At 52.4% G+C, this 23,521-nt stretch carries 19 protein-coding genes; all 19 read left to right on the plus strand.

Translation table 11 applies throughout. The annotated features are described in order from the left end of the window. The first annotated feature begins 4 nt into the window (after positions 1-4). The 19 genes from cobA (at position 5) to AC0YOB_RS11560 (ending at position 23,513) form a co-directional block, all read left to right on the plus strand. Complete coding sequence (cobA, locus tag AC0YOB_RS11470) at positions 5-1,567, plus strand: uroporphyrinogen-III C-methyltransferase (RefSeq protein ID WP_475792942.1); 1,563 nt, start codon at positions 5-7, stop codon at positions 1,565-1,567. 89 nt (positions 1,568-1,656) lie between these two features. Next, positions 1,657-2,649, plus strand: coding sequence for a porphobilinogen synthase (hemB, locus tag AC0YOB_RS11475; protein WP_475765204.1), 993 nt, complete (start codon positions 1,657-1,659; stop codon positions 2,647-2,649). Positions 2,650-2,713: 64 nt separating this feature from the next. Next, on the plus strand, positions 2,714-4,015 hold the full coding sequence (gene hemL / locus AC0YOB_RS11480; protein ID WP_475792943.1) for a glutamate-1-semialdehyde 2,1-aminomutase: 1,302 nt from the start codon (positions 2,714-2,716) through the stop codon (positions 4,013-4,015). Between the two features lie 14 nt (positions 4,016-4,029). After that, a complete protein-coding gene (locus AC0YOB_RS11485) occupies positions 4,030-5,022 on the plus strand; it encodes an RluA family pseudouridine synthase (RefSeq protein WP_475792944.1) in 993 nt (330 codons plus the stop codon). 85 nt (positions 5,023-5,107) lie between these two features. After that, entirely contained in the window at positions 5,108-6,685 is a 1,578-nt protein-coding gene (locus AC0YOB_RS11490; protein ID WP_475792945.1) for a LysM peptidoglycan-binding domain-containing protein, read from the plus strand. A gap of 541 nt (positions 6,686-7,226) precedes the next feature. Then, a complete protein-coding gene (locus tag AC0YOB_RS11495; RefSeq protein ID WP_475792946.1) occupies positions 7,227-9,887 on the plus strand; it encodes a valine--tRNA ligase in 2,661 nt (886 codons plus the stop codon). A 72-nt stretch (positions 9,888-9,959) separates the two neighbouring features. Then, positions 9,960-11,336 (plus strand): bifunctional folylpolyglutamate synthase/dihydrofolate synthase, encoded by a 1,377-nt coding sequence (locus AC0YOB_RS11500; protein ID WP_475792947.1) that lies wholly within the window; start codon positions 9,960-9,962, stop codon positions 11,334-11,336. A gap of 7 nt (positions 11,337-11,343) precedes the next feature. Continuing rightward, positions 11,344-12,744: a UDP-N-acetylmuramate--L-alanine ligase gene (gene murC, locus AC0YOB_RS11505; protein ID WP_475792948.1), complete on the plus strand. Its 1,401-nt coding sequence runs from the start codon at positions 11,344-11,346 to the stop codon at positions 12,742-12,744. Positions 12,745-14,128: 1,384 nt separating this feature from the next. Continuing rightward, positions 14,129-15,577 carry an SPOR domain-containing protein gene (locus tag AC0YOB_RS11510; RefSeq protein ID WP_475792949.1) on the plus strand — a complete coding sequence of 483 codons (1,449 nt, stop codon included), beginning with the start codon at positions 14,129-14,131 and terminating at the stop codon, positions 15,575-15,577. A 62-nt stretch (positions 15,578-15,639) separates the two neighbouring features. Next, the gene (locus tag AC0YOB_RS11515; RefSeq protein ID WP_210045646.1) at positions 15,640-15,882 is read left to right on the plus strand and encodes a DUF4321 domain-containing protein; all 243 of its coding nucleotides are present in this window, start codon (positions 15,640-15,642) and stop codon (positions 15,880-15,882) included. 34 nt (positions 15,883-15,916) lie between these two features. After that, entirely contained in the window at positions 15,917-16,540 is a 624-nt protein-coding gene (locus tag AC0YOB_RS11520) for a Maf family protein (RefSeq protein WP_475792950.1), read from the plus strand. A gap of 45 nt (positions 16,541-16,585) precedes the next feature. Continuing rightward, the gene (radC, locus tag AC0YOB_RS11525) at positions 16,586-17,275 is read left to right on the plus strand and encodes a RadC family protein (RefSeq protein WP_210045648.1); all 690 of its coding nucleotides are present in this window, start codon (positions 16,586-16,588) and stop codon (positions 17,273-17,275) included. Between the two features lie 43 nt (positions 17,276-17,318). Next, complete coding sequence (locus AC0YOB_RS11530; protein WP_210045649.1) at positions 17,319-18,350, plus strand: rod shape-determining protein; 1,032 nt, start codon at positions 17,319-17,321, stop codon at positions 18,348-18,350. Positions 18,351-18,397: 47 nt separating this feature from the next. Then, on the plus strand, positions 18,398-19,276 hold the full coding sequence (gene mreC, locus AC0YOB_RS11535; RefSeq protein WP_475792951.1) for a rod shape-determining protein MreC: 879 nt from the start codon (positions 18,398-18,400) through the stop codon (positions 19,274-19,276). Continuing rightward, complete coding sequence (gene mreD / locus AC0YOB_RS11540; protein ID WP_475792952.1) at positions 19,273-19,800, plus strand: rod shape-determining protein MreD; 528 nt, start codon at positions 19,273-19,275, stop codon at positions 19,798-19,800. The genes mreC and mreD overlap by 4 nt, the downstream gene beginning before the upstream one ends. 62 nt (positions 19,801-19,862) lie before the next feature. Further along, entirely contained in the window at positions 19,863-20,522 is a 660-nt protein-coding gene (locus tag AC0YOB_RS11545; RefSeq protein WP_475765225.1) for a septum site-determining protein MinC, read from the plus strand. A 188-nt stretch (positions 20,523-20,710) separates the two neighbouring features. Beyond that, on the plus strand, positions 20,711-21,502 hold the full coding sequence (minD, locus tag AC0YOB_RS11550; protein WP_475789903.1) for a septum site-determining protein MinD: 792 nt from the start codon (positions 20,711-20,713) through the stop codon (positions 21,500-21,502). Positions 21,503-21,691: 189 nt separating this feature from the next. Continuing rightward, entirely contained in the window at positions 21,692-22,636 is a 945-nt protein-coding gene (locus AC0YOB_RS11555; protein WP_475792953.1) for a peptidoglycan DD-metalloendopeptidase family protein, read from the plus strand. Then, positions 22,629-23,513, plus strand: coding sequence for a site-2 protease family protein (locus AC0YOB_RS11560; RefSeq protein WP_475792954.1), 885 nt, complete (start codon positions 22,629-22,631; stop codon positions 23,511-23,513). The genes AC0YOB_RS11555 and AC0YOB_RS11560 overlap by 8 nt, the downstream gene beginning before the upstream one ends. Positions 23,514-23,521 lie beyond the last annotated feature (8 nt).

Consider the following 23,521-nt stretch of genomic DNA (forward strand, 5'->3'; position numbering starts at 1 on the left):
CGGCATGGAGAAGGCGACAGGGAAGGTTTTTCTCGTAGGAGCAGGTCCCGGAGATCCGAAGCTGATTACTATCCGGGGCATGGAATGTTTGCAGGCATGTGATGTCGTGGTGTACGACCGGTTAGCCAGCCCCCGTTTGCTGAAATATCTTAAGGCAGGCACAAAGAAAGTATATGTGGGCAAGCTTCCCGACCGTCATACGATGAAGCAGGAGGATATCAATCAGCTTCTTGTCGATCTGGCCCTTGAAGGGAAGATTGTCACCAGACTCAAAGGCGGAGACCCCACGATCTTCGGTCGGGTCGGGGAAGAAGCGGAGCTGCTGCAGCAAAATGGCGTTGAATTCGAAATCATTCCCGGCATTACATCGGCAATTGCCGTACCTGCCTATGCGGGAATCCCTGTAACACACCGGGATCTGGCTTCATCCTTATCTATTATAACGGGGCATGAAAGCCCTGATAAGCTTGACCAATCGATTCACTGGGATAAAGTGACCAATGCGACCGGCACGCTTATTTTTCTTATGGGCGTTGCCAAGATCGGCTATATTGCCGACCAGCTCATGAAGCACGGCAAGCCTCCTGAGACTCCTGTGGCGCTGATCCGATGGGGCACCCGGGTCGAACAGCAAACCATCACCGGAACCTTGGAAACGATAGAAGCTGTTGTGAGAGCGGCAGATTTCAAGCCTCCTGCGGTTATAGTCGTAGGTGATGTTGTCCGGCAGCGGGACAAGCTTCAGTGGTATGAACGAAAGCCCTTGTTTGGAACAAGGGTGCTGGTGACAAGAGCGAGAGCGCAAAGCAGCGACCTGGCGGACCGTATTGAGGAATTGGGCGGGGAGCCCTGCGAATTTCCGGTGATACAGACGCGAGAGCAGAGTTCCGCTTCCGCGGTGCGTGAGGTAGAATCGGCGCTGCTTGCCGAAGAGCAATACGACTGGCTGATGTTCACAAGCGTGAACGGGGTCGAGTATTTTTTTGGCTGGCTGAAAAGACTCGGTATAGATATCCGGCGATTCCATCAGGCCCGAATTGCCGCCGTCGGGCCCAAAACAGCTGAAGCTTTGGAGAAACGCGGTCTGATCGTAGAGTCGCTTCCTGTGAAATTTCAGGCAGAGGGCTTGCTGGACAGCTTGCATGAGAGCTTGCTGCCAGGTCAGCGGGTGCTTCTGCCGCGCGGCGATCTGGCCAGGGAAGTGCTTCCGCGGGAGCTTGCCCTGCGCGGGCTCGTAACTGTGGAGATTGATGTCTACGAGACTGTAATTGAAGATGACCAGGATGAAGATGTATTGCAGCTGCTGATCAAACGCAAGGTGGATGTCATTACATTTGCCAGCTCATCAACAGTGACGAATTTAATAACGGTTATGCAGCGCATGGGAGTGGACAATCCGGTAGATGTGCTTCAGAGTGCGGATATTGCCTGCATCGGTCCGCTTACGGCCAAGACAGCCGAGGAATCGGGTCTGGTCGTGACCATTCAGCCGGAGGATGCGACAATTGACGGTCTTATCGAGGCTATCGCGGCATCGCGATTAGCCAAACGGATTCCTGGCGAGTAGGCTTTAAGCCGGGGAAAACATGTGTTGTTGGCGGATCGCCAAACCATGAAATGAAGAACTTTGCCATAAACGCCTAAGGAGGTATTATTATGACTTTTCCGATTACGAGACATCGCCGTTTGCGCCGTTCTGCGGGACTGCGCAATATGGTCCGCGAAACGCAGCTGACGGTGAATGATTTTATTTATCCGATTTTTGTTACGTACGGTCAAAATATTAAAGAGGAAATTCCCTCTATGCCTGGTGTTTACCATTTATCACTGGATCAGCTTCAACTGGAAATCGATGCCGTTGTAGCTTCCGGCGTACAGTCCATTCTCCTGTTTGGCGTTCCCGAACATAAGGACGCTGTCGGCTCATCCGCCTATGAGCCGGATGGAATTGTCCAGCAGGCCATACGCAGCGTCAAATCCCGGGCACCTCAACTGGTGGTTGTAGCAGATACCTGCCTGTGTCAATTTACAGATCACGGTCACTGCGGGTGCATCCTGCATAATCAGTCGACTGGCGCAGCTGAAGTGGATAATGATGCTTCTCTCGAGCTTTTGGTAAAAACGGCTGTTTCCCAGGCTCAGGCCGGAGCCGATATCATCGCTCCATCCAATATGATGGACGGATTTGTGAGTGCCATTCGGGACGGGCTGGACGAAGCCGGTTTCGAAATGATTCCCATCATGTCCTACTCAGTGAAATATGCCTCGGCCTATTACGGGCCTTTTCGTGAAGCGGCTCATTCAACTCCGCAGTTCGGGGACCGCAAGACCTATCAGATGGATCCGGCAAATGGGCGCGAGGCGCTGCGTGAAGCGGAATCCGATGTTATCGAAGGTGCGGATATGCTGATGGTGAAGCCTGCGCTTGCCTATCTGGATATTCTCCGCCAGTTGAAGGATCATTTTGATTTGCCGGTTGTGGCTTATAATGTAAGTGCGGAATATTCCATGGTGAAGGCCGCAGCTCTCAACGGCTGGATCGACGAGAAGGCGATTGTGCTTGAGACATTAACCGGTATGAAGCGGGCCGGAGCGGATCTGATCATTACCTATCATGCCCTGGATGCTGCACGCTGGCTCAAAGAATAGACGCAATCCTACTCTATCGCGAAAATGTTAGGATTGCGAACAAATAACAGGTGGTGTGTCGAATTTGAGCGAAAATAATCGGTTTCGCCGGGATGAGCGTTCCAAGGCGGCTTTTGAACAAGCGAAGGTTGTCATTCCCGGAGGTGTAAATTCGCCGGTCAGGGCTTTTCGGTCCGTTGGGCTTACGCCGGTTTATATGGAACGCGGTGAAGGCTATCGCGTCTACGATATCGACGGGAACAGCTATATCGACTATGTAGGCTCCTGGGGGCCGCTGATCATGGGTCACGCCCATCCGGAAGTCATTGAGGCCATCAAGCGGACGGCTGAGAAGGGGACCAGCTTTGGTGCGCCAACCGAGCTGGAAACCAGAATGGCGGAGCTGGTATGCGAGCGCGTTCCATCAGTTGAAGTGGTGCGTATGGTGAATTCCGGCACAGAGGCGACCATGAGCGCCCTGCGTCTGGCAAGAGGCTACACGAAGCGGAGCAAAATTTTAAAATTCGAAGGCTCTTATCATGGCCACGCCGACAGCCTTCTGATCAAAGCAGGCTCCGGTGTCGCCACGCTGGGTCTGCCTGACAGTCCTGGTGTTCCGGAAAGCGTGGCATCCCAAACCATTACAGTACCCTATAACGATCTGGATTCGGTAAAGCTCGCTTTCGAGAAGTTTGGCGAGCAAATTGCTTGTATTATTGTTGAACCGGTCGCCGGCAATATGGGGGTAGTTCCTCCTCTGCCGGGTTTCCTTGAAGGGCTGCGCGAGGTGACGGAGCAGTATGGAAGCCTGCTTATTTTCGATGAGGTCATGACCGGATTCCGCGTCCACTATCATTGCGCGCAGGGCTTGTACGGCATCACTCCGGATTTGACCTGCCTGGGCAAAGTGATCGGCGGCGGGCTTCCGGTTGGCGCTTATGGCGGCAGACGCGAGTTGATGGAGCTGATGGCCCCGAGCGGCCCAATCTATCAAGCCGGCACATTGTCGGGCAATCCGCTCGCGATGGCGGCGGGATATACGACACTTAGCCTGCTCACGCCGGAGAGATATGAGCATATGGAACGGATGTCGGTCAGATTGCAGGATGGTTTTGAATCCAATGCGCTCAAACATGGAATCGCTTGTACGATTAATCGTGTAGGCTCCATGTTGTGCCCATTTTTTACCGACAAGCACATCATTGATTATGACACGGCTAAAACCGCTGATTCGGAACGGTTTAAGGCTTATTTTGGAGCGATGCTGGATCTTGGAGTCAGTGTTGCGCCATCCCAGTTCGAAGGCATGTTTGTTTCTGCCGTCCATGATGAGAATGCCATTGATGCCACGATTGAGGCTCATGATGAAGCGCTGCGGCGTTTATAGGAGCGATGGGGCTAATGGATGAATGGACGCAAGGCAGGAGCATCAAACGAAGCGGGGAGTGGCTGGAGCTGCCGGTTCCCGTTCTGGCTGAATGGTCTGAAGAAAAGCAATTGAATATTCCTGTATTGAAGGCCGGGAGTCATCCGCATGCTGTGCGGCAGTGGCTGCTGGCTCTTGCTTTCTTTCCGGAGAAATGGGTGAACCGGCTGTTCTCGGTTGGCGGCATTCAGCTGGAAGGCGATGTTGTCCGATTGCACGCCTTTGTACCGGCAAATGTTGAAGCCGATCCACTTTATCGCCTGGCCCAAAAACAGCTCACCGAGAAGGCTCAATGGGAAGCTGCTGTCCTGTTTGAGGATGACTGGTGCCTCGTAATGGACAAACCGGCTGGAATGCCGGTCCATGCTTCGGCTCCCGGTCGGCGCGGTACGCTGGACGAGGCTGCTGCCTGTCATTGTCTAAGTGCAGGCGACCCCATGCCGGTCAAGCATATCCATCGCCTGGATGATGATACATCGGGACCTGTGCTGTATGCCAAAAATGACCTCGCCCAGCTGCGTCTGGATGATTCCATGCGGATTAAACAGATCGGACGCCAGTATGCTGCGCTTGTCCAGGGCCGCATGGGCAATCAACGCGGTACAATAGCTGCACCAATCGGGAAGGACCGCCATCATAAGGCCCGCAGGCGCGTTTCGCCCGCAGGCGATGAGGCCGTCACGCATTATGAGGTACTGGTGACCTTCAAGGAGGCCACCTGGGTCCGCCTGACGCTGGAAACAGGACGTACGCATCAAATCCGTGTCCATCTGAGCCATATCGGACACCCGCTTATCGGCGATGTTCTGTATGGCGGCAGCAGCCGGCTTCTTCCTCATCAGGCGCTGCGGGGCGAGGAACTGGTATTTCAGCATCCTTTTTCCCATCACGCAATCACCGTTCGCTCACCGGAGCCACCTTGGTTCCGGAAAGTCGTCAATCAATTGGGTACTCCATTGAAAATGTAGTCATGCCCGCCTACCCCTCGCCATATAGATAAATAGGGAAGATAGCTATAACCAAGCTATGAGAGGGGAAAGGAGGACGACTAGCGTGTCCAATCCATCGAGCGGTTTACGCTTTGACGTTTACGAACGTGTTCATTTGCCGGATGATGTGGCTGCAATAGACGAGCTCGAAGAAATCGAGCTTGTTCCCCGTATCCAGATTGTTCAGCAGGGTGAACAAGTGCTGCTTAAGGGGCATCTGCTGCTGTCAGGAGTATATCGGGCGCCTGACGGGCTTGAGGGAGATCAAGCGCTGGAGCATATGATTCCAGTGGAAATCACGCTTCCTATGAACCGCATTAACAGACTCGATGACATCGCGGTGGAAATTGATAACTTCGATGTCGATCTGCTATCCGCCAGAACGCTCAATGTAACAGGCGTATTGTCCCTGCTTGGCATCGAAATCGAGCAGAAGCAGGAGCAGGAAGAATGGCGTGAGGAACCTTTTACCGTCGTTCATAAAAGGGAAGATGAAGAACAGCTGCCTTCATGGGGCGCTCCCGTATCACAGCCTTCGCCACCGCGAGTGCAGGAGCCGCCAGCGGGTTTCGACGGCTGGGGCGCTCCCGTATCACAGCCTTCGCCACCGCGGGTGCAGGAGCCGCCAGCGGGTTTCGACGGCTGGGCAGCTCCCGTATCACAGCCTTCGCCACCACGGGTGCAGGAGCCGCCGGCTGGCTTCGACGGCTGGGCAGCTCCTGTTACGCAAGGATTCAGGGAACCGGCAAACCGCGAGATCGCCGAGCGGGAGGCCGCGAACCGTGAAGCGGCTCTGCGGGAACAGCTTCAGCGTGAAACAGAGGAAGCCGGCAGGGAACAGCGCCGACTGGAAGCCGAGCAGCGGGAAGCATTAGCCTTCGAGGCACTGCGTCAAGCGGATGCCGAGCGGGAAGCGGCTGCACTGCGCGCTGCCCAGCTGGAGGAGGAAGAACGGGAGAGGGCTCTTGAAGAAGAGCGGGAAGACGCCCGCCGCGAAGCTGCCGAATGGGAAGCCTACAGGCTGGAGGCGCTCAGACAGCAGCAGCTTGAAGAGGAAGAGGTAATACTTAATCTCTCCGAGCTGGAAGCGGAAGAGCCTGAGGGTTCTAATCGGGAATCACAGCGTACCGACCAGCAGCTTTCAACATTCCACCCGGCAGCCGAAGAGCAGCCTCCTGACGCGTCTGTTTTTGCAGCGGACAGCCCATTGGGCGCTCAGCCAATCCAGATTGATCCCGTCGCGTCGGAACCTGAGCCTGCTCCCAAGGAAATGCGCGTTGCTTTGGGGATCAAGCCTTCTGATGAAGCGTCCGGACAGCCAGCCGGCAATGTCGGTTTTCGTTCTCTTTTGCAGTCCAGCCTGAGGGAGCAGGAAGCAAGAGCGGTTGCGAAGCAGGATGCGCAAAAGGCGGCGGAAGCGGCAAGTCAGCCAAACGGCGATGAGATCGAATGGAAGAATCTGTTCTTCGGAAGAAGCGCGGACGATCAATCGTTCCGCAGACTGCGCATGTGTATCGTACAGCGCGAAGAAACTCTGGAGACGATAGCCAGCCGCTATCAAATGCAGCCCCGAGAAATCGCTCTCTATAATCGTTTGTCTGATCACAGCATCAATGAAGGCCAGGTTTTATATATTCCATAGCTTTAAAACCATGAATCCCTTTGCAGCGGCAATCCGCTCCAGAGGGATTTTTTGCTGTCAACACCCCATTATGGGCCGCCCGTATCCCGCTTTAGGATTGACGAGTGCAAATCATAACGTGTATGATAGAAAAAATAAGGCAATACTTTTAAGAAATAATAACATTGAAGGGGAAGAGTGGCATCAATGCCTTCAGAGAGCGGAACCGGATGGCTGTGAGGTTCTGCAGGATGTTTGCTGCAACTGGTCGCCCCTGAGTTGCTTGGATGAGCGGATTCGTCCGTTAGTTCCAGCCGGTCGCAGCCGTTATCTGTTCGAGGTGTCGCATCAGGGGGAAACCGCTGGTCGAAACAAAGGTGGTACCGCGGAAGCATAACCTTTCGTCCTTTGCAATAAAGGGGCGGAAGGTTTATTTTTATTTGGAAAATAATTGCTCCTTTCTTTTCCGTTTACAACGATTCACCATATTCATATTCACAACCGGCGGCCTTCAGGCCGTTACTCAAGTTCCGGTTTGCAAACATAATGGAGGTAAGTAGCCATGTCTGAAAAACAAATGACGACAGAGATGCCGACGACGTATGATCCGAAGGCCTCGGAAGCCAAGTGGTACGAATATTGGATGCAGGGAAAATATTTTGAAGCCGGCAAGCGTCCTGATGCTCCGACGTATACCATTGTTATCCCGCCGCCCAATGTAACGGGGATGCTGCATATCGGGCATGCACTGGATTTTACGCTCCAGGACATTATGATCCGTACGAAACGGATGCAGGGCTTTGACGCGCTCTGGCTGCCGGGCAGCGACCATGCCGGGATTGCGACACAAACCAAAGTGGAGCAGAAGCTGCGCGAGGAGGGTTTGTCCCGATACGATCTCGGGCGCGAGAAGTTTCTGGAGAAGGTCTGGGAGTGGAAGGAATTATACGCACAGACCATTCATGAGCAGTGGGGCAAAATGGGCTTCTCGCTGGATTATTCGCGCGAACGCTTTACGCTTGATGAAGGACTTTCACGAGCTGTGCGCGAGGTATTCGTAAGGCTGTATGAGAAGAAGCTGATCTACCGCGGCAAAAAAATCATCAACTGGGATCCCGCCGCGCGCACAGCGCTTTCGGATATTGAGGTTGAATATAAAGAAGTGAACGGGCATCTTTACCATTTGCAATATCCGCTGAAGGATAAGGGCGGCTTCCTGACCGTTGCTACAACCCGTCCGGAGACGATGCTTGGGGATACCGCTGTCGCTGTTCATCCCGAGGATGACCGCTACAAGCATTTGATCGGGCAGGTGATCATTCTGCCGATTATCGGCAGGGAAATCCCGATTATTGCTGATGAATATGTAGAGAAGGATTTTGGTTCAGGCGCGGTCAAAATAACGCCTGCCCATGATCCGAATGACTTTGAGGTCGGCCTTCGCCACCAGCTCCCGCAAATTGTTGTCATGGATGAGAGCGGCGTGATGAACGACGAGGCAGGCCCCTATAAAGGAATGGACCGTTCCGAATGCCGCAAGCGCATTGTGGCTGATCTTCAGGCTCAGGGAGTCTGCATTAAAATCGAGGATCATGTCCATCAGGTAGGACACAGCGAACGCAGCGGCGCCGTTATCGAGCCTTATTTGTCCACGCAATGGTTCGTCTCGATGAAGCCCCTTGCACAGGCGGCGATTGAGGCTCAGCGTGCGGGCAGCGGTGTCCGTTTTGTTCCTGACCGGTTTGAGAAAATTTATCTGCAGTGGATTGAAAATGTCCGTGACTGGTGCATATCCCGCCAATTGTGGTGGGGGCACCGCATACCGGCGTGGTATTGTGAGGATTGCGGAGAACTGCTTGTAGCAAGAGAAGATATTAAAGTTTGCGACAAATGCGGTGGCTCCTCGCTGCGGCAGGATGAGGATGTGCTGGACACATGGTTCAGCTCGGCATTATGGCCGTTCTCGACGCTTGGCTGGCCGGAGCAGACCGAGGATCTGAAGCGTTTCTATCCAACCGACGTGCTGGTGACCGGTTATGATATTATTTATTTCTGGGTCGCCCGCATGATCTTTACCGCACTGGAATTCACGGACCAGAAACCGTTCAAGGATGTTCTGATGCATGGGCTTGTTCGCGATGAGAATGGCAGCAAGATGTCCAAATCCAAGGGCAACGGCGTCGATCCGCTAGAAGTGATCGAAAAATACGGCGCTGACGCGATGCGCTTCATGATCTCGACGAGCAGTACGCCTGGCCAGGATTTGCGTTTTCGCTGGGAGAGAGTAGAACAGGCGCGTAATTTCGCGAACAAGATCTGGAACGCGTCCCGTTTTGCGCTGATGAATCTGGAGGGGGTAACGGCTGCAGATATCGATATCAGCGGGAAGCTCGGAACAGCAGAGCGCTGGATTCTGCACCGGTTAAATGAAACCTCACGTGATGTTACACGACTTATAGATAGCTATGAGTTCGGTGAAACCGGCAGATTGCTGACGAATTTCATCTGGGACGACTTATGCGATTGGTATATTGAGTTTGCGAAGCTGAACCTGTACGGCAGCGATCCGGAAGCGAAGCGGGCCACGCAGTCCGTTCTTGCATACGTGCTTGACCGGACGCAGCGGCTGATTCACCCGTTCATGCCTTTCATCAGTGAAGAAATATGGCAGCATCTGCCCCATGATGGCGAGACGATCACGCTGGCTGCCTGGCCGGCATATGACTCGGCGCTCGAAGCGCCTGATGCCGTTCGCGAGATGGAGCTTCTGATGGAGATTATCCGATCGGTCCGCAATATTCGCGCAGAGGTCAATGTGCCAATGAGCAAGAAAGTCGAGCTGCTCATCAAGCCATCCGGAGAAGCGGAAGCGGGCATTCTCAGCCGCAACGAAGAATTCATCAGCCGTTTCTGCGGGACATCTTTGCTTGAAATCAGTCTTTCCCAGGAGGCGCCGGATAAAGCAATGACGGCGGTTATTACCGGGGCGGAGCTGTATCTTCCGCTGGCCGGGCTGATTGATATCGACCAGGAGATTATACGTTTGGAGAAGGAAATTCAGAATTTGACCGGCGAAGTTGAGCGTGTCGAGAAGAAACTGGGCAATGAAGGCTTCGTAGCCAAAGCGCCTGCCAAGGTCATTGATGAAGAACGGGCCAAAATGGCCGATTATGCGGATAAACGGGAAAAAGTGAAAGCAAGACTCGCGGAACTGCGCGGATAACGATCGTTAACGCCGCTATAGCAGCTTGCGAGCAATTGCTCAGGTTAATATGAGGAAGAAGGAAGAACTCTTATGACAGATCAGCTTCTTAAGTCCGCCGACGGCGGGCTTGCAACTTATCAGGAAGCACGGGATTGGATAGAAGGATTAGTCGCGTTCGGCATCCGGCCGGGGATGGAACGCATTGAGCTGTTGATGGAACGCTTCGGCCATCCGGAGCGCCGCTTGAAGTTTATTCATGTTGCCGGTACGAACGGCAAGGGCTCCGTCTGTGCTTACCTTACCAGCGTGCTGATTCACTCCGGTTATGATGTAGGGACCTACACGTCTCCTTTCATCACCAAATTCACCAACCGGTTTCAATATAACGGTGTCGATATCCCGGAGGAAACGCTGCTGATGCTGTCCAATAGGCTCAAGCCGCATGTCGAGGAGATTGCGAAATCGGAGCTTGGATCGCCCTCGATGTTCGAGGTTTCAACGGCATTGGCTATTCTGTATTATGCGACGGTGGCTTATCCGGATTTCGTGGTTTGGGAGACCGGGCTTGGGGGAAGGCTTGATGTAACGAATATTGTCAATCCCATCGTCTCCATCATTACGAATGTGGGACATGATCATATGGATATTCTGGGTGATACCATTGAAGAGGTCGCCCGGGAGAAAGCAGGGATTATCAAGCCCGGAGTTCCCGTAATAAGCGCTGTCAGTCAGCCGGAGGTCATCGAAATCATCGCTTCCAGGGCAAAGGCTGCAAACAGCACCTTATATCTGCTCGGTGAGAAATTCAGTGAAACCACACTCGATGTGAAGGAAGACGAGCAGCATTTTCGTTTCAACGGATTGTTCCGCTCCATTGACGATTTGACAATTACGCTGAATGGTGCGCATCAGCGCGCCAATGCTGCGGTAGCTGTCATGGCGCTGGAGGTTATGCGTCAATACTATGCGCTTGTCATGGATGATGAGGATCTCCGGCAGGGATTGCGCAAGGCGGCCTGGCCCGGCCGGCTTGAGATGGTGCTCCAATCTCCCCGCCTTCTGGTTGACGGCGCGCACAATCCCGAGGGCGCGGAAACGCTTGCGGACGCGCTCCGCAATACGTATACGTATAACCGTCTTCATCTTATGATCGGGATGCTGGCGAACAAGAATCATCCTGACACAATACGGCATATACTACCTCTAGTGGATATGCTCGTGGTAACTGAGCCTGATTTTCGCAAGGCGATGTCGGCCGAAGCATTGGCAGATATCGTTCGGGAGATGAGGGAGAAAATCGGCCGCCCTTTCGAGCTCATCGTGGAACCGAATTGGAAGCAGGCGCTCGCGCGGCTTCAGAAGTTGACCGGTGAAGCCGATTTGGCGGTTGTAACCGGAACGCTCTATTTGATTGCAGACGTCCGCTCTCAATTGCTCTACAATATGGATTCTGAAAAAGGTTGGTGAACCGTCTTTGAATACGGCAGAACACGTTCATTTCATCGGTATCGGCGGTTATGGTATGAGCGCTATCGCTCGGGTCATGCTGGAAATGGGGTACAAGGTGTCAGGTTCCGACGTCGCAGGGCAGGAACTCACCGAGAAGCTTGCGGCTAATGGAGCGCATATCTATATTGGCCATGAGCGGGAGCATGTGAGAGGCGCGGACCTTGTTGTTTATTCTACCGCTTTGTCCCGCGACAATGTGGAGCGCAAAGAAGCAGAGGATTTGAACATTCCGATCCTGCATCGCGCACAAATGCTGGCGAGACTGATGAATAACGGCAAAGGCGTCGCAGTTGCGGGCGCTCATGGCAAAACGACGACTTCATCAATGATCGCACTTGTTATGGAAACATGCGGACTTGATCCCACCTATATTATCGGGGGAGAGATCATTAATGTAGGCACCAATGCAAAGGCCGGAAAGGGAGAGTTTGTAGTAGCGGAGGCCGATGAGAGCGACGGCTCCTTCCTGCAATATCATCCTGCTATTGCTATCGTGACCAACGTTGAGCCTGACCATTTGGAGAACTACGACGGCGATTTCACCAAGCTGAAGGCCGCTTATGTGCAGTTCTTAAGCCAGGTTAAGGAAGACGGGAAAGCGATTATTTGCATAGACGATGAAAACCTCCTGGATATGCTGCCGAATCTGGAAGCCGGTCCGCTTGGCGGATCCGGGATCATCACATATGCGATCGAAAGAAACGACGCCGTATACACAGCAGCGAATATTGAACTCGGCGACCGTAAAGCCTCCTTCGAGTTGACGAAGCATGGCAATAAGCTGGGCAGTATCAACCTGTCCGTTCCGGGGCGGCATAATGTCTACAACGCGATGGCAACTATCATCACTTGTCTGGAGGCAGGCGTGCCTTTCGACGCGATAGCGGCGGCTATTGTCGATTTTCGCGGAGCCAAACGCCGTTTTCAGGTTCTCGGCGAGGTTAATGACATTCTCGTCATTGATGATTACGCCCATCATCCCACTGAGATCCAGGCGACCATCAGTGCGGCAAAATCAACTGGAAAGCGAATTATCGCCGTATTCCAGCCGCAGCGCTATACGAGGACCTTCTTTCTGTTCGAGCAATTCAGCAGGGCTTTCATGGAGGCGGATGAGGTCATTATTACAGACATCTACTCTCCTGCCGGCGAATTGCAGATCGAAGGCGTTCATTCTAAAAAATTGGTCGAGCTTATCGTCAAAAACAGTAATGCGAACACCGCCTATCTGCCAACTAAAGAAGAGGTGCTGGCCGAGCTGTCCGAAAGAGTGTCACCTGGTGACCTTGTCATTACTATGGGTGCCGGAGACATTTGGAAGGTTGCCGATGGACTCGCAAGACTGCTTCGATCAAGGCATCCCTGAATCCTCTGTGGGACGACAAGTGCCTCTTGGTCCTCTGGACATCCGATTCAATTTCGGATGCTGCCAGAGGGCTATTTTTATTTGGGGATGCCCCTCCCCAAATGTTCCCCGGATTCCATTTCCATGGAGTGAAGATGGCCCCCTAAATCCCCCAAAAGGGTTCCGGCCCTCTGGACACCCGGGTAGGGTAACGTTGGCGGGGCGGCGAAGCGGATTAGCTGCTGCGAGGTGGCCTTGTTTTTCGTCCCTGACGGGACCTGCAGCTGCCTCCTAAATCCCCCGGAGGGGGACCCCGAAGGGTTCCGGCCCTCTGGACACCCGGGTGGGTAACGTTGGCGGGGCGGCGAAGCGGGCAAGCTGCTGCGAGGTGGCCTCGTTTTTCGTCCCTGACGGGACCCACTCTTACTTTTACTGCAGATGGCCCCCTAAATCCCCCAAAAGGGTTCCGGCCCTCTGGACACCCGGGTAGGGTAACGTTGGCGTGGCGGCAAAGCGGGCAAGCCGCTGCGAGGTGGCCTCGTTTTTCGTCCCTACCCCCTAAATCCCCCGGAGGGGGACCCTAAAGGGTTCCGGCCCTCTGGACACCCGGGTGGGTAACGTTGGCGGGGCGGCGAAGCGGGATAGCTGCTGCGAGATGGCCTCGTTTTTCGTCCCTGACGGGACCCACTCCTACTTTACTGCGCTCGGGGCACCAGATGTCCCTTCAGGACTGGAATAACGTTTGAGAATCACAGACTCATCTCCTCCATTTACGATTACATTCTTCCAACCTTATTTTAATCCCCGATTTAAGAATTCGAGATAATTATAATTCAATTATGCCAAGGTAAATTCCTCATCAATATGACCCAAATCTTATGGGGGACGAAGTCCATCAGCGGCTTGGGAGCGCATCATGGAAGTGTGTCCCGGGAGGGACGAAAACGATACCTGCTTGCTGTAACGTAAAAGCATTTCTGCAGCTGCGTTCGTTATTCAGGGACGAAGTCCACCAGGCGGCTCGGGAGCGCTGCATGGAAGTGTGTCCCGATAGGGACGAAAACGATCATAGCAGTCAGCGGCATATAAGCGATTCTCTATAACGCCCACGTTAGTCGATTCCGGGTGTCCAGAGGGTCGGAAGACCCTTGGGGTCCCTCCTCAGGAGGGATTTAGGGAGGGGCACTTGTCATAAGTCTCTTAATCTCTTCATACACTATTACTAGAGAAGAGGGACAAGGAACACAAAGACATTGCTGAAGATAGGGACAAGGAACACAAAGACATCGCTGAAGATAGGGACAAGGAACACAAAGACATTGCTGAAAATAGGGACAAGATTCACAAAGATATTTTTAAGGACCACAGGAAGCGTACTAGAGATTGCGGACAAGGAGAGAGTGATATGAATTCAAAAGCACGCATTACGTACCGTTTTGACAAGCAAAACGGAGCTCGTGAGCAGCGGGAGCCGGATCCGGATTTGCAGGAACGCCCGAACAAGTCCAATGTCGTGCCGATTTTTCAGGAAGAACTTCAATTTTCGTCCGATAAGGGAACATGGAACAGCCCGTTCCAAAATGATGCGCATGCGTTGGAGCAGTTGATTCGCGAGACGGATCGTCAAACGGTCAAGGGAGCTTCTCTGCCACCATCCACGTCTCAGGACTCCAGGAATATAGTAAAGCCAGCCGAGCCCGGCCATGCTGACCCGCCACAAATAGTGAAACCTTTAGAAGCGAAGCTTTCGTCCTGGGAGGATGCCTATATGGCATCAACTCCCGTTTATGACGCTCACGATAGTCTGTATCATATACCGGCAGCGGAGGAGCCGTTCAACGGGAGATCGAAAACAATTCAAGCGCATCAGCCTGAAATTGATCTTGAGGATCTGGACGAGCACGAAAGAAATTCTTCAGGTTCACAGGGCATCCTCAGCTCGTTCAAGACGGCTGCAAATTACCGCCATGGCCGGAATCCATCCTGGTACAAGGTATTTGCATCCGTGACCGGAGCGGTTGTGACCGGAGGATTGTTCGGTTATTTTATTTTGGCCCTTTTTGCGGGAGGGCCGCCGTCGGCGGAGGATCCTGGGGCCGGAACGGCTGTGCCGACTGTTGAGGTTGGTGCGGGCGCGAACGCCGCAGATAATAAGGACAGTCAAGTCGCGGCGGTTAATTCAAATGGGAGCAACAGCACTTCTGGAAATCAGAGCGGGGCAGCGGCTGGATCATCCAATATCAAAGTGAATATACCTGAAAGTTCCTATTACATGCTGCAGTATGGAGTTTTCAGCAATCAAGAAGGACAGGATGCGGCAGTTCAGGAGCTGACGGCAAAAGGGTTGGCGGCTGCATCTTATGCGGATGGTGAGGACTATCGGGTTTATGTGGGCATGGCTGCGGATCGAAACGAGGCGCTTGCGCTTAGCCAAACGTTAACCGGAATGGAGGTATATATCAAACAAATCGATGTACCCGCACTCTCCTCCATACCCTATACCGGCAAGCCTGCAGAAATTGAAAGTTTTTTCAAACAAACGGGCGAACTTATTCGTCAAATGGATGGAAGCACATTAGAAAAGCTTAATGATGCCTCCATGGGTGAGGCGAATAGTTGGAGCGAGCTTCATCAGCAGTGGGTAAAATCAGCTTCGCTTGTAGAGAAGGGTGTGACAGATGCACAGCAAAAAACGGCGCTGCTCAAGGTTATTCAGCAGGTGAACGCAGCGTCCGCTGCAGCTGGCGAATATGCAAAGAAGCCTTCTGATGCGCATCTGTGGTCAATGCAAAACGCGCTCATGGAAGCGGTGTTTACCCAAAAAGCCTGGTTTGCTGCTATCGATGGATTGTAAAGCGTTTCGCTGGAGCGTATAATAGAGCAAACGTGTCAAAAAATGGCGAGGGACGATGGAAGATGAAGAAAAATGGATGGATTCTGCTGTTATTCATCTTAATCGGTTTACTGGCGGGCACTTTGGTGGCGCGCTGGCTTACTCCCGTCTCTGGACTATCGTTTCTAACCAAAACCTCCGAAGTTAAGTGGTCGCCTGCTGCAGATTTACTTGTGCTGAGCTACGATTTCACAATCCGCTTAAAGGTAAGCCTGCTCAGTATCATCGGGCTTGTTGCAGCCGTCTGGCTGTACCGCAAAATGTGACAACGCATCAGTAATTAATAGGAGTGCTACTCAAATGGATGCATCCCTTCCTACAAAACAAGTTCGCCAGCTCGTGCTGGCTTCATCATCTCCACGCCGGCGGGATTTGGTCGCATCGCTCGACCTGTCCTTGCCGGTTCTCATTTTGTCGACAGATGCGGATGAACAAACACCTCCGGATTGGTCGCCATCCCGTATTGTCGAGCAGCTCTCGCTACGCAAAGCAAGAGCGGCTGTTCCCATGCTCGGCGGCCATGACGCGGACCGGTCTCTTATTATTGGAGCGGATACGATAGTCGTAGTGGACGGGGACGTTCTGGGGAAACCTGTCGATGAGCAGGATGCGCTCAGGATGCTGAGCAGACTTCAGGGACGGGAACACCATGTTTTCACAGGTGTTGCCTGCCTGGAGACTTCCTCAGGGAGGGAGCTTGTCCGGCACCGGATGACCAGGGTTGCCATGAAACCGCTTGATCAGGACCGGATGAAGCGTTATGTGGCGACCGGAGAACCACTGGATAAAGCGGGAAGCTACGCCATACAAGGTCTGGGCGCGACGCTGGTAGACAGATTGGACGGCTGCTATTTCAATGTCGTGGGCTTGCCGTTATCCCTGCTGTCCGAAATGCTGTCCGCTTTTGGCGTAGAAGTCATTTGATTCAAGCATGATTTGTCAATTCATCCAAGAAGGCAGGAACAGGACATGGAGGCGCAGCAATATGTGCTGAGGGATGTCCCTAACGAAGACCGACCAAGAGAACGCCTGATGACAGTTGGGGCCGAAGCATTAAGTCATGCCGAATTACTGGCTATTTTGTTACGAACGGGAACCAAGAGCGAATCTGCTGTGCTGCTCGCTTCGCGTATTCTGAAAGAATGCGGCAGCTTATATGGCCTGGTTGACATGAGCATTGATGAACTCACGGCCATTCGCGGTATTGGACCGGCCAAGGCCGTTCAGCTGCGTGCAGGCATTGAACTGGGCAGGCGCCTCGCGCGCAGCCAGCAGAATGAGACTCTAACGATTCGCAAGCCCTCCGATGCGGCTAATTTCATGATGGAGGAACTCCGGTATTTGAAAAAGGAGCACTTCGTCTGTTTATTTTTGAATACCAAAAACCATGTCATCCATCGCGAGACCCTCTCGGTTGGAACCTTGAATGCGTCGCTTGTGCACCCGCGTGAAGTCTTTCGGGCGGCCATTAAGTGCAGCAGCGCATCTATAATATGTTTACATAACCATCCAAGCGGCGACCCAACGCCGAGCCCTGAGGACATTACTTTGACACGCAGGCTGGTGGAGGCGGGCGAACTGGTCGGCATCGATGTGCTTGACCATTTGGTAATAGGTGACAATCGATTTATCAGTTTGAAGGAGCAAGGTTGTATGTAATATAATATGAGGGATTGCCTTAAGAAGAGAAAGGAAGATTATCATGTTTGGTGGTACAAAGGATTTAGGGATTGACCTGGGAACGGCAAATACGCTTGTATATGTAAAAGGAAAAGGTATTGTCGTAAGAGAACCCTCAGTTGTAGCTCTTCGTACGGATACAAAAACCATTGAAGCTGTTGGCGAGCAAGCCAAAAAAATGATCGGCCGCACACCGGGCAACATCCGGGCGATCCGTCCGATGAAAGACGGCGTTATCGCTGACTTCGAAACAACAGCTACAATGATTAAATATTTTATTCGCCAGGCTCAGAAGCAGCGTTCTTTTTTTCCACGCCATCCGAATGTCATGGTTTGTGTGCCATCTGGCATTACAGCGGTGGAACAGCGGGCTGTCAAGGAAGCAACGGAGCAGGCGGGAGCCAAAGAAGCTTTCACAATTGAAGAACCTTTCGCAGCGGCTATCGGGGCCGATCTTCCGGTATGGGAGCCTACTGGCAGCATGGTCGTCGATATTGGCGGCGGTACAACCGAAGTGGCGGTTATTTCCCTTGGAGGTATTGTAACAAGCCGTTCGATCCGGATTGCCGGCGATGAAATGGATGAAGCAGTTATCCAATATATCAAACGCATGTATAACCTCATGATCGGGGAACGGACAGCGGAGCAGCTCAAGATGGAGATCGGTTCGGCGCTGCCGATGGACAAGCCCGAAACCATAGAAATTCGCGGCCGCGACCTTGTGTCCGGACTGCCTAAGACCTTGCCGATTTCCTCCGGCGAAATCACGGAAGCGCTCATGGATACCGTGAATTCGATCGTTGAAGCGGTTAAAGTCACCCTGGAGAAATGTCCGCCGGAGCTGTCCTCCGATATTATGGATCGTGGAATTGTACTGACCGGGGGAGGCGCGCTGCTGCGCAACCTCGATAAATTGTTGGCCCGTGAAACGGGGATGCCTGTTATTGTTGCGGAGAATCCGCTTGATTGCGTTGCAATAGGAACTGGACGTGCGCTTGATAATATTGATTTATTCAAAACGCGGGGCGGCCCGGTTTCTCGTTCCAAACGATAAAGTCCGGATGGGGAAAACGGATGAGTGGAATGGACGGGTGATAAGAATTGTTTAATTGGATGCGCAATCGACGCATGTTTGTTCTGATGATCATATTTATTGTTTTTGTAGCCGTTATGGGCTTTTCGATCGGTGAGCGCAAGAAGCTCACCTGGCCGGAAAATTTTATCCTCGATTCCAGCGCATTTGTACAGGAATGGTTTTACAGGCCCGCAGGCTATATCGCGGGCTTGTTTGAAGATTTATCCAAGCTGCATGACGTATACAAGGAAAATGAAATTCTCCGCGGAATTGCGGCGAATTATGCCAGGGACAGCATCCATTTTAACCAGGTTGAACAAGAAAATGAATCATTGAAAGAGGATTTGAATTTTACCGAGCGGCAGAAGGGCCTGAATAATTATCAATATTTGATTGCACAGGTTGTATCCGCGAGCAACGATCCTTACGACAAGACGATCCGGATTGATTTGGGCTCCCGGGACGGGATTAAAACAAATATGGTTGTCGTCACGACCAAAGGCCTCGTTGGCCTGGTGAACCGCGTCGATCCCTTTTATTCTTCAGTGATGCCGATAACGGATTTGGATGCGAATTCGCTGGATGCCAGTACGAAGCAAATTCCCGCCACGGCACTGAACAAGAAGGACTCCTTTGGCATGATCGAAAGTTACGGCAAGGATACGGGCAAGCTGACGATGAGCAAAATTCCCGAAAAAGATCCCATTGCCAAAGGCGACACGATCATCACTTCCGGGCTTGCCAATGTGTTTCCAAAAGGTTTGATTATCGGAACTGTGGATTCCGTTCAGGTAGGGGATTTTGGTCTGACCCAGACGGCAACGATTACGCCTGCAGCGGATTTTAATCATTTGACGGAAGTATTCGTGGTGAAAATTCCGGATACCGGAGCAGAAACGCAATGAGCATACAACGGATTATCCTTGTGATGCTGCTTTTCTTTATTTCGGAGGGGACGATTTTTTACTGGATTCTGCCGGATGGTCTAGTGGGGCGGGTAGTTCCCCATTTCACACTGGCTTTTGTGCTTTTTGCAGCAATGTACAGGGGCCGCCATTCCGCGGTTATTCTTGGCTTGTCCTTTGGATTGCTGCAGGATCTGGCTTTTTATGGCCGAATTATTGGAGTTGAGTCCTTTACGTTCGGGCTTGTGGGATACTTGTCTGGTCTGCTGCTGGAAAATAAAAGAAGCACACTTCTGATGGCCTTATCCATGATCGGTTTTTTTACCTTTATAAATGATACGGTTGTCCATTTTATTTACCGCGTCTTCAGACTAACCAGCCTGTCCTATGAATGGGCGATTTTTGATCACATTCTGCCGAGTCTTTTTCTTCAGCTGTTATTTTCCCTGCTTATGTATGTACCTGCAAGGCGGTGGTTCGAGGGTAGTCTGAAAAAGAATAAGGAAGATGACGATGAAAAATAAACCCAGGCAGGAATCGGGAGGTCCGAAAAAGAATCGTAATAAGTAGAGAAGGAGGGACGAGCGTGACCGATAAGCAGCATATTACGATCAAAGGCGTTAAAGAAGGATTGGTTTTTCTTCTTGACGACCATTGCGAATTTTCCGTGCTTCTTCAAGAACTGCAGTACAAATTGGAAAAGTCGCATCAACAGCTGCTGACCGGTCCGATCGTTCATGTTCATGTGAAGCTGGGTGCCCGCCTGGCCAACGAGGAGGAGAAGGATCAAATAAGGTCCGTTATCCGCCAGCAAGGCAATCTTATCGTGCAGTCGGTTGAAAGTGATATGCCGGAAGCACCCAGGATTGATGAGGGCAACAATATACGAGTCATGACCGGCATTATCCGCTCCGGCCAAACCGTGGAGCATCATGGTGATTTGCTGCTGATGGGAGATCTGAATCCCGGAGGCTCGCTGCTGTGCACAGGGGATATTTATGTGCTTGGCGCTCTTCGCGGACTCGCCCATGCTGGAACCGGCGGCAAAACGGATGCTATTATTGCAGCTTCTCTGCTCAGACCTACTCAGCTTCGTATTAATGAAGTGATCAGCCGGCCGCCGGATGAGTGGATGACAGGTGATGCAACGATGGAATTCGCTTATTTGAATGAGGGCGCCATGAAGATTGACAAGATGTCGCAGCTGCATCGTTTACGCAATCATTCTTTTGTTTTTAAGGTATAGGTTTATTGGATTCATTCATGAAGTGAGGAACAATCTTGTTATGCCGCCAGGCTTTTAAAAGTCCCAATACTATCCAGGTTTTGGGTCTTAGCGGAGTATATGCTCTGGTACAACGTTACTTAGACTGCCAATTGGAGCCTGGCTTAGCGGATTGAGGCTTCGATGGTTGCAGCGGGGGAGTGTTAAGCTTGGGAGAAGCGATAGTGGTTACATCAGGGAAAGGCGGAGTCGGCAAAACAACGACCTCGGCCAATTTAGGGACGGCGCTGGCTTTATTGGGCAAAAAAGTTTGCATGGTGGATACCGACATCGGTCTGCGTAATCTGGATGTGGTGATGGGGCTTGAGAACCGGATCATTTATGATTTGATCGATGTTTCCGAAGGCCGCTGCCGATTGAATCAGGCGCTCGTTAAGGACAAACGTTTCGATGAACTCTATATGCTGCCGGCTGCTCAGACCAAGGACAAGAACGATATTACACCTGAGCAGGTAAAAGATATTGTGTTGGAGCTGAAGAAGGAGTTCGAGTATGTCGTGATTGATTGTCCTGCAGGGATCGAGCAGGGATTCCGCAATGCCATTTCGGGCGCTGACCGCGCGATTATCATTACCACGCCGGAGAATGCCGCTGTCCGGGATGCGGACAGGGTGATTGGACTTCTCGAACAAAACAAGGTCCCCTCCAAACTGATCATTAACCGGATCCGCGCCAATATGGTGCGCTCGGGTGAAATGCTGGATATCGATGAAATCTGCCAGGTGCTCGCAATCGATTTGCTGGGGATCGTTCCGGACGACGAGAAGGTAATCCGATCGGCCAATGCGGGTGAACCTACCGTCATGGATCCTTCCTCGCGTGCTGCTATTGCCTATCGCAATATCGCCCGCCGGATGTTAGGCGACATGGTGCCGCTAATGCCGCTTGAGGAAAAGTCGGGAGTCATAAAGCGTTTCCGCAAGTTTCTTGGAATAGGTTGATTGCAAGGGATTGAGCAATATCTAACCGTTGAACCGGCTGAATTGTTCAACCCTCCGGCTCTCTTGGAAGCCGTTCAGCAAAGCTGAACGGTTTATTTGTGTCCGCCGCCCAGTTTTGCCAACAACATAAACAAGCCTGTCTTCTCATATAAATAAGCGAACAAGCTTGATGAGATGGAGGGATGGGCCGTGGATACAAACAATGGAATCCGTCAGCGCCGCCAGGAGCGGATCCGTCGGATAATGAAGCAAAAGCAGAAGCAGGAGCAAGCTGTCATGATACCGGTACGCAGCCTCAAGGATGACCAATCATCACCCGTTTTGCCGCTGCCTTTCGAAGAAAAGAACTTTCCGCTCACTGTGCAAATCCCGGAGCAGGGACTTGATCCTGAGCAAATGTGGAAGGCGCAGGCCAATCCATGGGAAAGAACGGGATGGGAGCGTACGCCTCAAAAAAACATCCGGAACCGGCCGGTTCCGGATGTTCCCGGAGGCGAGCGCCCCCCCGGCAAACCGTTCATCGTCCAGGGACTTTTCATTCAAAGTGCTATTGCCGCTGCGCTTTTCGTTATCGTGTTCGCCATGTTCCATCTGGAGACTCCAGCAGCGAAGAAGGGACAGGAAATAGTTACGGCAGCCCTCACGGAACAAATCGATTTTAACGAGGCTGCAACCTGGTATAACCGGATGTTTGCCGGTGCGCCTTCCTTTATCCCGCTGTTCAACGGCGGGAACCAGGGAGAGTCGCAGCTGGCCGAGGGTGAGGTGGCGCTGCCTGTCGTCGCACCGCTTCCCAAGGGAGTAATTATCCGCTCCTTTGCCGAAACCTTAAGCGGAGTCGAGCTTGCCGGCAGCTCCGCGGCTCCGGTACTGACGGCTGAAACAGGCCGGGTCCTGCTTGTATCCGAAGAGAAGGAGACGGGCAAGACCATTGTTGTCCAGCATGCCAACGGACGGATGACGGTCTACGGACGGCTTGGCCAGGTGAAGGTGGCTGTTAATGACTGGGTGGAAGCCGGGGAGTCGCTTGGGGAGCTGCCTGCTGCCAAAGAAGGTGAGCAAAGCTTGTTATTTTTTGCGGTGAAGGAGAAAGGCCGGTACGTCGATCCCGCTGACGTCATCCCGTTTGATTAAGCTGTATGGGATTGCGTGGTCGGTTCATCCGCTTTTTGTACTTGTCATGCTGGCTTCCATTGCAACGGGTTATTTTGTAGAGCTTATCACCTTGTTCGCTATCGTGCTGGTCCATGAAATCGGACATGTCGTTACGGCCAGAGGCTTTGGGTGGACAGTCCGTGAAGTGAAGCTGCTTCCCTTTGGAGGCGTTGCTGAAATCGAAGAAGGGGCCAACCTGCCGGCAAGGGAAGAGGCGATTGTCGCAATTGCCGGTCCGCTGCAGAACGTCTGGATGGGGGTCTTGGCGTGGCTTATGGGTTTCTTAGGCTGGTGGAGCCATGATTGGTCCATGTATGTGATGCAGGCGAATATGATGATCGGGCTTTTTAATTTACTGCCTATTCTTCCCCTGGACGGAGGCAAGCTGCTGCAGGCAGCCCTGAGCAGAATTCAGCCATTTCATCGAACGCTTGTCTGGGGAACGAGAACTAGTCTGCTCCTCAGCAGCTGCATGATAATAGTTTCGGTTGTTCCCGTATTTCGTCATCCGGGCGGCGGGATTCAGGCGAACTTGCTGGCGGTGGGATTTTTTTTGCTGCTGACGAATTGGACAGCCTATCGGCATATCCCTTTTTTGTTTATCCGCTTTCTGACACATCGGGCGGTAGCCTCTTCAAGATCACTTGAGCATGGGAGCTGGGCGCTTCCCATTATTATCTCAAGGCATCATACAATTGCTTCCGCTTTGCGTTTGTTTAAACGCGACAGCTACCACTTGATTGTCGTCATGGAAGAGCAGGGAAGCATTGTCGCGGTGCTGCCGGAACAGCGGCTGGTGAACGGTTTCCTGGCAGAGGGAAAGGCAGATCGTGCAGTTTTGGAGCTTTTCATGTAAAATATAAC

Source organism: Paenibacillus sp. JT31N17, from assembly GCF_056269255.1.